Consider the following 12,391-nt stretch of genomic DNA (forward strand, 5'->3'; position numbering starts at 1 on the left):
TCGCGCAGGCGCTCATCGCGTGGCGGCGTCGAGTTGGCCCTGTGTCGCGTCGAGCAGTTCCTGCCACGACTTCTCGAATTTCTGGACGCCCTCGTCCTCAAGCACCTTGAACACATCGACGAGGTCGATCCCGATGGCGCTGAGCTTGTCGAAGGTCTCTTGCGATGCCGCGGCGGTCCCGCTGATGGTGTTGCCGGTGATCTCGCCGTGATCGGCAACCGCCTCGAGCGTCTTCTCCGGCAACGTGTTCACCGTATGCGGCGCAACCAACTCGGTGACGTAGAGCGTGTCCGAGTACTCCGGATTCTTGACGCCGGTGGACGCCCACAGCACGCGTTGCACCCGGGCGCCGTCGGCCTTGAGTGCGGCGAAACGTTGCCCGCCGAAGACTTCTTCGTACGCCGCGTAGGCCAGGCGGGAGTTGGCCACACCGGCCTTTCCGCGCAGCGCCAGCGCCTCATCCGATCCGATCTTTTCCAGCCGGCCGTCGATTTCGGTGTCCACCCGGGAAACGAAGAACGAGGCGACCGAGTGGATCTTGGACAGATCGTGTCCGGCTTCCTTGGCAGCCTCCAGCCCGGCCAGATACGCGTCCATCACCGCGCGGTGCCGCTCTACCGAGAAGATCAGGGTGACGTTGACCGAGATGCCTTCGGCGATCACCGCGGTGATCGCGGGCAGGCCCGCCAGCGTCGCGGGAATCTTGATCAACAGGTTGGGCCGGTCGACGATCTTCCACAGCTCGATCGCCTGCAGGATCGTCTTGTCGGTGTCGTGGGCCAGCCGCGGGTCGACCTCGATCGACACCCGGCCGTCGATGCCGTCGGAGGCCTCGTACTGCTTGGCCAGCACGTCACAGGCGTTGCGGACGTCGTCGGTGGTGACGGTGCGGACGGTGGCGTCGACGTCGGCGCCCCGCTCGGCGAGTTCCTTGACCTGGGCGTCGTAGGCGGTGCCCTTCGACAGCGCCGCTTGGAAGATCGACGGGTTGGTGGTCACCCCCACGACACTGCGGGTGTCGATCAAGTTCTGCAGGTTGCCGGTCTGCAGCCGCTCCCGCGACAGATCGTCGAGCCAGACGGATACACCCGCGGCACTCAGCGCCGCGAGATTCGGGTTCTGAGTCATGTTCGCCTTCTCCTGCCAGTCGTCCTGATTAGTTGTCCAGGGATCGTTCCGCCGCGGCCGCCACGGCCTCGGGGGTGAAGCCGAACTCACGGAACAGCGTCTTGTCGTCGGCCGAGGCGCCGTAGTGCTCGATCGACACGATCTCGCCGGTGTCCCCGACCAGCTTGTACCAACTCTGCGCCACGGCGGCCTCGACCGCCACCCGGGCCGAAACCGCAGGCGGCAGCACCGAATCGCGGTACTCCTGAGGCTGCGATTCGAACCACTCGACGCACGGCATCGACACCACGCTCGCGTTGATGTCCTTGTCCGCCAACAGCTTCTGCGCTGCGACGGCCAACTGGAGCTCGGAACCGGTGGCGATGATCACCACGTCGGGGTTCTCATCCGGGGTGCCGCCGAGCACGTAGCCACCGCGGGCCACGCCCTCGGCGCTGGTGCCTTCGATCACGGGGACGCCCTGGCGGGTCAGGATCAGCCCGACCGGGCCGGTGCTGGCGGTGCGCTCCAGGATGGTCTTCCACGCGTAGGAGGTCTCGTTCGGGTCGCCGGGGCGCACCACCGACAGGTTCGGGATCGCGCGCAGCGCCGCCAGATGCTCGATCGGCTGGTGCGTGGGACCGTCCTCGCCGAGGCCGATCGAATCGTGCGTCCAGACGTAGATCGGGTCGATGTTCATCAACGAGGCCAAACGCACGGCCGGCCGCATGTAATCCGAGAACTGCAGGAACGTGCCACCGTACGGCCGGGTTGGGCCGTGCAGCACGATGCCGGACAGGATCGCGGCCATCGCATGCTCACGGATGCCGAAGTGCAGGGTGCGGCCGTACCAGGTCGCATTCCAGTCCTCGGTCGAGATCGACGGCGGCCCAAAGGAGTTCGCGCCCTTGATCGTGGTGTTGTTGCTGCCGGCGAGGTCAGCCGAACCGCCCCACAGTTCGGGCAGCGTCTGACCGACGGCGGCCAGCACGGCACCGGAGGCGGCACGGGTGGCCACCGGCTTGGACTCGAGCTCCCAGTGCGGCAGGTCGGCATCCCAGCCTTCGGGCAGCTCACGCGCCTGCAGCCGGTCCAGCAACGCCTTGCGCTCCGGCTCCCGCTTGGCCCAGGCGTCGAAGCTCAGCTGCCACTCGTCGTGCACCTTCTTGCCGCGAGCCACCAGCTCACGGGTGTGGGTGATGACGTCGTCGCGCACTTCGAAGCTCTTGTCGGGGTCGAAGCCGAGGATCTTCTTGGTGGCCGCCACCTCGTCGGCTCCCAGTGCCGAGCCGTGCACCCCGCCGGTGTTCATCTTGTTCGGGGCCGGGTAGCCGATGATCGTGCGCAGCGCGATGAACGACGGCTTGTCGGTGACCTTCTTGGCCTCGGCGATCGCCGCCTCGATTCCGGCGACGTTCTCGCCGCCCTCGACCTCCTGCACGTGCCAGCCGTAAGCGCGGTAGCGCGCGGGCACATCCTCGCTCAACGCGATGTCGGTGTTGTGCTCGATGGAGATCTTGTTGTCGTCCCAGAACACGATGAGGTTGCCGAGCTGCTGGGTACCTGCGAGCGACGAGGCTTCGCTGGTGACACCTTCCTCGATGTCGCCGTCAGAGGCGACCACATAGATGTAGTGGTCGAACGGGCTCTCGCCCGGCGCGGTGTCGGGGTCGAACAGTCCGCGCTCGTAGCGAGCGGCCATGGCCATGCCGACCGCCGAGGCCAGCCCCTGGCCCAGCGGACCGGTGGTGATCTCCACACCCTTGGTGTGGTGGTACTCGGGGTGTCCCGGGGTGAGCGAGCCCCAGGTGCGCAGGGCCTCGATGTCGGCCAGCTCCAGGCCGAACCCGCCGAGGTAGAGCTGCAGGTAGAGGGTCAGGCTGGAATGCCCGCAGGACAGTACGAAGCGGTCGCGACCGATCCATTCGGTGTCGCTGGGATCGTGGCGCAGCTGCCGCTGGAACAACGTGTAGGCGAGGGGAGCCAGGCTCATCGCGGTACCCGGGTGGCCGTTGCCGACCTTCTGCACCGCGTCAGCCGCGAGCACCCGGACGGTGTCGACGGCAACGCTGTCGAGCTCGGTCCAGTCATCTGGGTGGTTGGGCTGGGTGAGAGCGGTGATCTCTTCGGCGGTGGTCACTAAGCTCACTTCCTCGTCTTCTATCTGCTGGCATGTGCTCGCAGTTGCCATGCTGCTACGACAAACACCCTAGTGGGGCGGACTCATCCGATGCAGACTGGTTCTCGCACCGATACCCGGTCGTTTACCCGTAGTTGCCCCGGAACAGACCCTGCGGTGCCGAGGCATTCGGGCGGCGGTCTACCATCGTGTGTAGTAGAAGCCGCGTGACGCCACCCGAGGAGTTATTTGCGTGAGCATTCGCGAGCGCCGGCTCATCAATGGGGCGCCGAGCCGAATACGGACCACGTTCCTGTCGTATCTGGCATTGACCAAGCCGCGCGTGATCGAGTTGTTGCTGGTCACCACCATTCCAGCGATGCTGTTCGCGGACCGCGGCACGATTGACCCGCTGCTGATCCTCAACACCCTGATCGGCGGTGGGCTCGCGGCGGCCGGCGCCAACACGCTCAACTGCGTGGCTGACGCCGACATCGACAAGGTGATGAAGCGGACCGCGCGCCGACCGCTGGCCAAGGCTTCGGTGCCTACCCGCCACGCCCTGATCTTCGGGCTCGTGCTCTCGGTCACGTCCTTCTGCTGGCTGTGGTGGACCTCGAACCTGCTGTCCGGGTTACTGGCCGTTGCCACGATCGCGTTCTACGTCTTCGTCTACACGTTGCTGCTCAAACGCCGCACCTCGCAAAACGTGGTGTGGGGCGGCGCGGCCGGTTGCATGCCGGTGATGATCGGCTGGTCCGCGGTGACCGGCACGATCCAGTGGCAAGCGTTGGTGATGTTCCTGATCATCTTCTTCTGGACACCGCCGCACACCTGGGCACTGGCCATGCGATACAAGGACGACTACAAGGCGGCCGGGGTGCCGATGTTGCCCGCGGTGGCCACCGAGCGCGAGGTTACCCGCCAGATCCTGATCTACACCTGGCTGACAGTGCTCACCACGCTGGTGCTGGCGCTGGCCACCGGATGGCTCTACGGCGCGGTGGCCCTGCTGGCGGGCGCGTGGTTCCTGGTGATGGCGCACCAGCTGTACTCCGGGGTCAAGCGCGGCGAGCCGGTGAAGCCGCTGCGGTTGTTCCTGCAGTCGAACAACTACCTGGCCGTGGTGTTCTGCGCGCTGGCCATCGATTCGGCGCTGGCCCTGCCGACGATCTTCGGTCACTGAGCCCGCACCGGACCGTGGGCTAGGGTATCCACGATCCATAACGCGATGGGACCCAGGAAACCGGTGTGAATCCGGTGCGGTCCCGCCACTGTGACCGGACCGCGAACCTCGATGCATCCAACGGGGTAGCTCAGTCCGGGAGCCACGACACTGACCCATCGCGGACAACATCCACGGAGCGCGGACTCCCGGGAGGTATTCGTGAGCGGTCAGTTCATCGCGCGCCGGAAAATGTTGGGCGGAATCCTGGCCACCGCCGCGGCATCGGTGGTGGGCGTCGGGTGCGGACGGGCCGAATCAGGCAGTGGGGTCGGGGCCGTCACGGTCACCGATCTCGCCGGTGCGACCGTGCAGTTGCCGCGGCCGGCCCGGCGGGTGGTGACCATCCCGAAGCCGGCCGCGTCGATGATGGTGGCCGTCAACGGCGGACCCGAGGTTCTGGTCGGCATGAACGCCGCCTCGCGTTCTGCGATCGAGGACAGTTTCATCGGCGCGGCGTATCCGGGGCTGCTGACGGTTCCCACCGACGTGGCAGGCGCCGAGTTCGCACCGAACGTGGAGAGCGTGCTGGCGCTGGACCCGGATGTGGTGATCCAGTGGGGCGACCGTGGCCCTGGCATCGTTGAACCATTGCAGAATGCCGGGTTGACCGTGGCGCAGCTGCGTTACGGAACCCAGCAGGATCTCGAGGACGCGGTTGCGCTCTACGGCGAACTGCTCGGCAAGCCGGAGCGGGCCGCGGCACTGATCGGTTGGATGCGCGATCGAATGCGGTTGTTGCGCAGTGAGATTCCGGTGCCCGATGCCAGCTCGACGCGGCCATCGGTGCTGTACCTGCGGGGCGCCGCCGACACGCTGGATGTGGGCGGCCGGGCGTCCTACAACCACTTCGTCACCGAACTCGTCGGTGCCCGCAATCCCGCTGTGGAGATCGACGCCGACGAGGCCCCCATCGACACCGAGCAGCTGCTGAGGTGGGATCCCGACATCGTCCTGCTGGGCAACTTCGGTCCGAAGCTGCCCGCAGATCTTTACCGTGACCCGGCGCTGGCGAGCCTGCGGGCCGTGGCGCAACGTCGGATCTACAAGGTGCCGTTGGGCGGATACCGGTGGGATCCCCCGAGCCAGGAATCACCTTTGATGTGGCAGTGGTTGGCCGGAGTGGTCCACGGGACCGGGGCACCCGGCCTGCGCGCCGAAGTGGCCAGGCAGTACGCGCTCTGGTACGGCACCGAACCCACCGATGCGCAAATCGGCGAGATCCTCTACTCCACAGCCAATTCCGACTCCAGTGACTATGTTGACTTCGGCCGCTGAGCGCTCGGCCGTATCCAGCGTCCGTACCGCGTATCTCGTCATTCCGGTGGGTGTCGTGCTGGTGGCCGTCATCGCGCTTGCCGTGGGCAGGTACTCGGTCGCGCCGGATCAGGTCGTGCGGATTCTGCTCGGTCGGCTGCTGCCGCTCGAGCAGACCTGGACTGCGGCCGAGGATGCTGTCGTGCTCAACGTCCGGCTGCCCCGCGTGTTGTTGGCCATTCTGGTCGGCGCGGGACTCGCCGGCTGCGGGGCCGCGCTACAAGCGGTGTTCGGCAATCCGCTGGTCAGCCCACAGATCCTCGGCGTCTCGTCCGGCGCATCATTCGGGGGTGCGCTCGCCATCGTCCTGAGCCTTGGCTCGGCTGCCCTGGTACTGGGTTCGTTCGGGTTCGGGATGGCCGCACTGGTGGCGGTCTTCGCCGTCAGTCGAACTCGAGGACCGACCCCACCGCTGGCGATCGTGTTGTCGGGCATTGTGGTCGGAGCGTTCTTCACGGCGTTGGTGTCGTTCATGACCTACCTCGCTGATCCGTACGGCGAACTGCAATCGCTGGTCTTCTGGTTGCTGGGCAGCCTGGCCACCGCCACTTACGCGAAGGTCGTCATCGCCGGGGTGCCGGTACTGCTCGGCGGCGCCGTCATCTACGCATTGCGCTGGCGGATCAACGTGCTTTCGCTGGGCGACGAGGACGCTGTGACACTGGGATTGCATCCCGGCCGGCTGCGCTGGCTGATTTTCACCGCTGTCGCGGCGATCGTTGCCGGGGCGGTGGCGGTCAGCGGCGTCATCGGTTGGGTGGGGTTGGTGGTACCGCACCTGGCCCGGCTGTGGGTCGGGGCGGACAACCGGGTGCTCATCCCGGTCAGCATCGGCCTCGGCGCCGCATATCTGACCGCGATCGACACCGTCACCCGCACACTGGGGGTCGCCGAGATCCCGCTGGGCGTACTTACCGCCATCGTCGGCGCACCGGTGTTTCTGATCCTGTTGCGTAGCCGCCGGCAACGGATGTGGTCGGATGCTTGAACTCGATGGACTCGGCTTCGCCTACGACCGTGAGCGATGGCTCTTCCGCGATGTCTGCTACCAACTCGCGCCGGGCGAGATTCTCTCGGTCCTGGGCCCCAACGGCCGCGGTAAGACCACCTTGTTGCGCTGCGTGGTCGGTCTGGCGGAGCCGTCAGAAGGCCGCGTCCGCGCCGACGGGGTGATCGGGTACGTCCCGCAGAGCCACCGCTCCACCTTCGCCTACACGGCGATGGACATGGTGCTGATGGGACGCGTTCGGCATCTGGGCCGGATGACCAGGCCGGGACGGCGGGATTATCGGTGCGCGCAGGCCGCCCTCGAACGGGTCGGTATCGCCCCGCTCGCCGACCGGGACTATCCCTCACTCAGCGGCGGCGAGCGTCAGCTGGTGCTGATCGCGCGGGCAATCGCCGCCGAGGGACAGGTATTGGTGCTCGATGAACCCGCCGCCGCACTGGATCTGCGTAATCAGGGCCGGGTGCTGCATCTGCTGCGCGGCCTGGCCGACGAGGGACACGGCATCGTGTTGACCACTCACCATCCCGACCACGCCCTCGAGATCGCAGACACCGCGTTGCTGTTGGGCGGTGGCGCCGATGTCCGGGTCGGCCCGGCCGACACGCTGCTGACCGACGTCGTTGTTTCCGAACTCTACGGTGTCCGTGCTCATTCCCTGACCCTGACGCCCACCAGCGCGACGGACTCGCCCCGACGCACCATCGTGGTCCGCTACGACCAGGAGTTGCACCCATGACTGTCCTTGCCTGCACCGTGCGACCGTGGGCCAAGCTTCCCTTCGAGCGGGCCCTGCGTGGCATTGTGACGGCGGGGTACGACGCGGTCGCACTGCCGGTACACGGTGTCACGGCATTGATCACCGCGGACACCACGGTTGCCCGCGCCAGGAAGGTCGCGGCGGTCATTGATGACCACGGGCTGGATCTCGTCATTCTCAGCCACGCGGCCGATCTGAGTCGTGACGACGCTGCAGCACTGTCCACCCTGCGCCGCCAGCTCGACCACTGTGCCCGCCTTGGGGTTTCGACCCTGGTCGACATGGGCTGCCCCGAGCTCACCGACGGCGACCGTTACCTGCGCCTGATGGCGGCGGCGGCCCCGTACGCGGCTGACCATGGGATCACCATTGCAGTCAAACCGCATGGGGGACTTACCCGTACGGCTGCTGACACCTTGACGGTGGTGGAACGCGTTGGGCACGAATCGTTTCGGGCGTGCTGGGATCCGGGCAATCTGGTGCACTACGGGGGCGAGCCGCCCGGGCGCGGGTTGGCCGACCTGGCACCCTATATCGCTGCCGTGGGGGCGCGGGACCACCCACCTCGCAGCGGGCACCGGGTGGTCGCCGGCGGTATGCCCCCGCCGATCACGCCCGGCGACGGCATCGTCGACTTTGTCGAGCTCTACCGCACACTGGGTGCGCACGGCTTCACCGGACCCAGCGCGGTCGAGTCCGTCACCAAGCTGGGTACCGGTGCCGAACTGGATTCCGAGGCGGCGCGGGCCCGGCAGAATCTGCAGGACGCGGTGGCCGGCCGAATCCCGCAGCGCTGCGCACCGGCCATCCCGACCCGGCAATCCTGCTCCCTGGTGGCCCGAGCCGCCGGCGAGGACCCGATCGGCACCGCCAGGAACTTCGACCGTTACCTGATGCTGGAACTGCCGCTGCCATGGCCGCCCGGCATGGGTACCCCGGTATGGGAGACCGCCCGGACACCCGCACCCTTGCGAGCCGCGTTGCGGGCGGCTACCCGGCGCACCGAGGAACGCGGACTGACCATGAAGACCTTCGCCGCGGCGCCAGACCCGCAGTACTCGGTGGCCGGCCTGATGCGCATCATCCTCTTCGACCGAACCGGCAGTGCCGCAGCTGAATTCGCGCGTCAGGAATACCATGTCCCGCTTTCCGGCGCGCCCCATTTGATCGACGCCCTGTTCCCGGAGGACGCTGCCGGGGAGATCTCCGCGCCGGCCGAATTCGAACCCCACCGCGTGCAGGACACCCACCGAGATCTGGTGGTCTGCACCCACGCCGCGGTCGACGCATGCTGCGGCACCTACGGCTACCCCCTCTACCGGCAACTGCGCGATGCACACGGCGGAACCGGAGTGGCCCGGGTCTGGCGCTGCAGCAGTTTCGGCGGGCATCGTTTCGCCCCCACCCTCATCGACTTTCCCGAGGGCAGGTGGTGGGGCAACCTCACCCCCGACCGATTGGCACAGCTGGTCGACCGCACCGGGCACCCCACCGATCTGATGGACCTGTATCGGGGCTGGAGTTACCTATCGCACCCCGTCGAGCAGGTCCTGGAGCGCGAACTGTTCCGGCACTACGGCTGGGGCTGGCGTCATCACCAGCTGGTGGTGACGCCGACCTCGGGGCAGTGTTACGACATCGCGGTGCACGATCCCCGGACCGGCACCACGCGCCATCACACCGCCGACGTACATGCGCTGACCCCGCGTGAGGTTCTGGTCGGTTGTGACCGCACCGTCGGCGAGGCGCCGGCTTACGCTGCCCGGCTCGTCTGTGGTTGATCAGAAGACCACCAGCGCCGTTGATGTGGCAGCGTCATACGCATGACCGCATTGGTCAGCCCCGACAACTTTGTGCGCGCTGAGTCCGATCGCTATTTCGCCGGCATCGTCGGCGACGGCGGCTTCGGGCGGTTTCCTCACCGACGTCGCATGGGGTCTGGCAGCACGTTTCTAGGGCACCAGCACGACCGAGCCGACGGTCTTGCGGCCCTGCAGGTCGGTGTGGGCTGAGGCGGCCTCGGCCAGCGGGTAGCGGCCGCCGACGGTGATGGTGATCGAACCGTCCGCGATCGCGTTGATCAATTCACCGGCACGCCAAGAGAATTCGTCAGATGTGCGGGTGTAGTGCGCGAGCGTCGGCCGGGTCAGGAAGACCGATCCGGCCGCATTCAGCCGCTGCGGATCCACCGGCGGCACCGGTCCGCTGGCCGCGCCGAACAAGGCCAGAGTGCCGCGCACCGCGAGGCTGGCCAGGCTGGCGTCGAACGTCGACGCGCCGACCCCGTCATACACGGCGGCCACGCCCTCCCCGCCGGTGAGATCGCGAATCGCGGTCGCGAACTCGTCCGGGTCCTCGGGATACTCGAGCACCTCGATCGCACCTGCCTGCCGGGACAGTTCGGCCTTCTCCGGCGTCGACGCGGTGGTGATCACCCGGGTGCCGATGCTGGTGGCCCACTGGGTCAGGATCAGGCCGACACCGCCTGCGCCGGCATGCACCAGGATGGTGTCGCTCGGTTGCACGGCGTAGGTCGACTTGATCAGGTAGTGCGCGGTCATGCCCTTCAACAGCGCGGACGCAATCGCGTCGGGCGCCACGCCGTCGGGCACGTAGGCGACGAAATCGGCTGGGGCGACACAGAAGTCCGCGTAGGCGCCGGTGGCATTGGCGGTCACCACGCGGTCTCCGACGGCCAGTGCGGCCACATCGTCCCCGACCGCGGCGACGGTGCCACAGACCTCGGAACCGACGATGAACGGCAGGTCCCGCGGATACAGCCCGGACCGGAAATAGGTGTCGATGAAGTTGACGCCGATGGCCTCGGCCTTGATCAGCACCTCGCCGGGGCCCGGAGCGGGCTCAGGCCGTTCGACGTAGCTCAGGACTTCGGGTCCGCCGGTCTCGGCAACTTCGATGGCATACACGCCATCCATCATCCACACCTATCATCGCGGGGGTGAAGCTCGCCCGTCCGGATGTGTTCCATCCCCGCATCGTGTTGGCCGGTTGCGCCGCATTGCCCGAAGGCGACGGCGACGACGCCGGCCTGCTCATCGCACTGCGCAACCGCGGTCTGCACGCCAGCTGGCTGCCCTGGGACGACCCGGCGACGCGCGATGCCGACCTGGTGCTCCTGCGGGCCACCTGGGACTACACCGAGCGTCTCGACGAGTTCCTGGCGTGGACGCGGTCGGTGTCCCATCTGATCAACCCCGCACCGGTCGTCGAGTGGAACGTCGACAAGCACTACCTCGACGATCTGCACCGCTCGGGTGTGCCGGTGGTGCCGACCGGATACTTCGCGGTCGGTGAGCAGGTCAGCGTGCCCGACGGCGAAGTGGTGGTGAAGCCCGCGGTGGCGGCCGGTTCGACGGGAGCGCAACGTTTCGTCGACGCCTCGGCGGCTCTGGCTCACGCGGCGGTGCTGCACGCCAAGGGCCGCGCGGTGTTGGTGCAGCCCTATGACCCGCGCATCGCCGACGGGGAGACCGCGCTGGTTTTCCTGGGCGGCAAGGAGTCCCACGCGTTCACCAAGGGGCCGATCCTGCCTCCGGCCGGAGAATCACCCGAGTTCGAGGAGACCGGCACCTACGCGCGGGAGTCGTTGTCACCGGCTGATCCCGACGACGAGGTCTGGGAGGTGGGGCGCGCGGCAGTCGACGCGGTCATCCGGTTGTTCGACCTCGCGCCCGAGGATCTGGTGTATGCCCGGGTCGACGTGATCGGCGGTCCGGAGGATCCCCGCCTGCTGGAGCTCGAGCTGATCGAGCCGGGACTGGGATTCCGGCAGCTCGGCTCGGCCGCCCGGGGGACTGCCGAGCGGCGGTTCGCCGTCGCTGTGGAAGACGCGCTGCAGCGGCTGGGGTTGGGCCCGCTGTCGCACAAAGGGCTCTAGCTGCCGCCGTAACGTGGCTACCGGGCGCTGGGTTCGACGCGCTCACGCATCGAGGCCCACAGCGCCGCGGTGGCCGCGGTGCATGCCGCCGCACCCGCGACGTGCACGGCGACCAGGGCGGCGGGCACGCCGGTGTAGAACTGCACGATGCCGACGAGTCCCTGCGCGCACACCAGCACCGCGAGAACAACGAGCCGGACCATGACCGGGCGTGGGGCGCGCACCGCGACGAGTGCGAATCCCAGCGCGACGATCAGGGACAGATAGGCGACCAGCAGCGAGGAATGCATGTGCACCAGCGTGGTGATCTCGACCTGCAGACGCGGCACCACGCGATCGAGGCTCTTGTCCCCGGCGTGCGGTCCGGCGCCGGTCACCAGGGTGCCCGTCACGAGGACTGCGGCCAGGAGGGCAGCGCTCAGCACGGTCAACTGTCGCAACGGTTTCGGCACCGTTTCCGTCGGTGCGCCGTTGTCGGACTGGCCGATCTTGACGAACAGCAGAACCGCGAGCCACACCATTGCCATGGACGCCAGCAGGTGGACGGCCACGGTCCACCACAGCAGGCCGGTCCGCACCGTGATGCCGCCGATGATGGCCTGGACCACGGTGGACGCCGGCATCAGCCAGGCATAGACCAGCACTTCACGCCGGCGGCGGGCCCGCGTGACGGCGAGGACGGCGGCGATGGCGGTCAGCACCACCAGGAAGGTGATCATCCGGTTGCCGAACTCCACCACCTGGTGCACGACAGCGACTTCGGCGTGCGGGACGGGCGTGAAGCTGCCCGGGAAGCACTGGGGCCAGGTGGGGCAGCCCAGCCCGGAGGCGGTGACTCGGACGATCGCGCCGGTGACGGAGATGCCGCCCTGGGTGAGGATCACGAGGAACGCGATCAGGCGCTGGACCCGCAGGCTCGGCATGGGCAGCAGATCGACCAGTCGCTGGAAAGCTGTTCC

General features: G+C 67.6%; 10 protein-coding genes, 1 pseudogene and 1 riboswitch. Of the genes and pseudogenes, 7 read left to right on the top strand and 4 right to left on the bottom strand.

All coding sequences use genetic code 11. The annotated features are described in order from the left end of the window. Positions 1–12: 12 nt before the first annotated feature. Both tal and tkt read right to left on the bottom strand, forming a co-directional pair. Positions 13–1,128, bottom strand: a complete 1,116-nt coding sequence (gene tal, locus E0T84_RS02655) for a transaldolase (RefSeq protein WP_070943669.1) — start codon at positions 1,126–1,128, stop codon at positions 13–15. A 28-nt stretch (positions 1,129–1,156) separates the two neighbouring features. Further along, positions 1,157–3,247: a transketolase gene (gene tkt / locus E0T84_RS02660; protein ID WP_070185979.1), complete on the bottom strand. Its 2,091-nt coding sequence runs from the start codon at positions 3,245–3,247 to the stop codon at positions 1,157–1,159. A 232-nt stretch (positions 3,248–3,479) separates the two neighbouring features. Here tkt and E0T84_RS02665 point away from each other — a divergent pair, with 232 nt between their 5' ends. The 6 genes and pseudogenes from E0T84_RS02665 to E0T84_RS32175 all read left to right on the top strand — a co-directional run. Then, positions 3,480–4,412, top strand: a complete 933-nt coding sequence (locus E0T84_RS02665) for a heme o synthase (protein WP_070185980.1) — start codon at positions 3,480–3,482, stop codon at positions 4,410–4,412. 5 nt (positions 4,413–4,417) lie between these two features. Beyond that, a riboswitch (cobalamin riboswitch) is annotated at positions 4,418–4,586 on the top strand. Between the two features lie 27 nt (positions 4,587–4,613). Next, positions 4,614–5,729 (top strand): ABC transporter substrate-binding protein, encoded by a 1,116-nt coding sequence (locus E0T84_RS02670; protein WP_083339177.1) that lies wholly within the window; start codon positions 4,614–4,616, stop codon positions 5,727–5,729. Then, on the top strand, positions 5,710–6,756 hold the full coding sequence (locus E0T84_RS02675; protein ID WP_070185981.1) for an iron ABC transporter permease: 1,047 nt from the start codon (positions 5,710–5,712) through the stop codon (positions 6,754–6,756). The genes E0T84_RS02670 and E0T84_RS02675 overlap by 20 nt, the downstream gene beginning before the upstream one ends. Continuing rightward, on the top strand, positions 6,749–7,513 hold the full coding sequence (locus E0T84_RS02680) for an ABC transporter ATP-binding protein (RefSeq protein WP_070185982.1): 765 nt from the start codon (positions 6,749–6,751) through the stop codon (positions 7,511–7,513). Before E0T84_RS02675 ends, E0T84_RS02680 begins: the two co-directional genes overlap by 8 nt. Further along, the gene (locus E0T84_RS02685; RefSeq protein ID WP_070185983.1) at positions 7,510–9,315 is read left to right on the top strand and encodes a TIM barrel protein; all 1,806 of its coding nucleotides are present in this window, start codon (positions 7,510–7,512) and stop codon (positions 9,313–9,315) included. Before E0T84_RS02680 ends, E0T84_RS02685 begins: the two co-directional genes overlap by 4 nt. Before the next feature lie 42 nt (positions 9,316–9,357). Continuing rightward, positions 9,358–9,468, top strand: a pseudogene (locus E0T84_RS32175) (carboxylesterase); the annotation flags it as partial. Positions 9,469–9,486: 18 nt separating this feature from the next. On the opposite strand, the gene E0T84_RS02695 reads toward E0T84_RS32175, so the two are convergent. Next, positions 9,487–10,461, bottom strand: a complete 975-nt coding sequence (locus tag E0T84_RS02695) for a quinone oxidoreductase (RefSeq protein ID WP_070186036.1) — start codon at positions 10,459–10,461, stop codon at positions 9,487–9,489. Between the two features lie 32 nt (positions 10,462–10,493). On the opposite strand from E0T84_RS02695, the gene E0T84_RS02700 reads away from it, so the two are divergent. Next, positions 10,494–11,432: a RimK family alpha-L-glutamate ligase gene (locus E0T84_RS02700; protein ID WP_070185984.1), complete on the top strand. Its 939-nt coding sequence runs from the start codon at positions 10,494–10,496 to the stop codon at positions 11,430–11,432. A gap of 17 nt (positions 11,433–11,449) precedes the next feature. On the opposite strand, the gene E0T84_RS02705 is transcribed toward E0T84_RS02700, so the two are convergent. After that, positions 11,450–12,355, bottom strand: coding sequence for a heme A synthase (locus E0T84_RS02705; protein WP_171054903.1), 906 nt, complete (start codon positions 12,353–12,355; stop codon positions 11,450–11,452). Positions 12,356–12,391: the final 36 nt, after the last annotated feature.

The organism is Mycobacterium sp. DBP42 (assembly GCF_005924235.1).
GTDB classification, from domain to species: Bacteria; Actinomycetota; Actinomycetes; order Mycobacteriales; family Mycobacteriaceae; genus Mycobacterium; species Mycobacterium syngnathidarum.